This window comes from Mesorhizobium sp. Arg314 (genome assembly GCF_053714275.1).
This window is the reverse complement of the sequence record NZ_JBSKBP010000269.1, coordinates 1-414: the sequence shown is the minus strand read 5'-3', so window position 1 is coordinate 414 and position 414 is coordinate 1. Positions and strand designations below refer to the sequence as shown.

The 414-nt window shown below is 64.7% G+C and carries 1 pseudogene; it reads left to right on the top strand.

Going from position 1 to position 414, the window contains the following annotated elements:
- A pseudogene (locus ACWGS9_RS35435) lies at positions 1–414 on the top strand (Ulp1 family isopeptidase); the annotation flags it as partial.

Here is a 414-nt window from a genome sequence, read left to right as displayed (position 1 = left end):
CGAGGCGAATCGAGACCTGCGGCTGCAAGCAGCTGAGCAGTCGGCTTTGCCAGCAGTGCTGGACGCTGGACGGCCCACTTCGCAGGAGCTACCCGCGACCGCGCAGAGCGAGGGCGCCGGGGCTTTCTTAAGCGAGGCGATGCAAGAATCCGCGTCACCATCAACTGCCAAGGCGCCCCCAGGGGTCTACCATGAAATCCCGCCGCATGCCGATTTGCGCGACGACGCGCACTTTGCACCGGCGCACTCTGCCGGGGCTCGCTCAGGCACTTTCGGCGGCCTTCAGTCTTTTGTCGACCTGAATGCGCCCACACCGTCCGATTTGCGCGACGATGCTCACTTTGCACCGGCGCACTCTGCCGGGGCTCGCTCAGGCACCTTCGGCGGCCTTCAGTCTTTTGTCGACCTGAATGC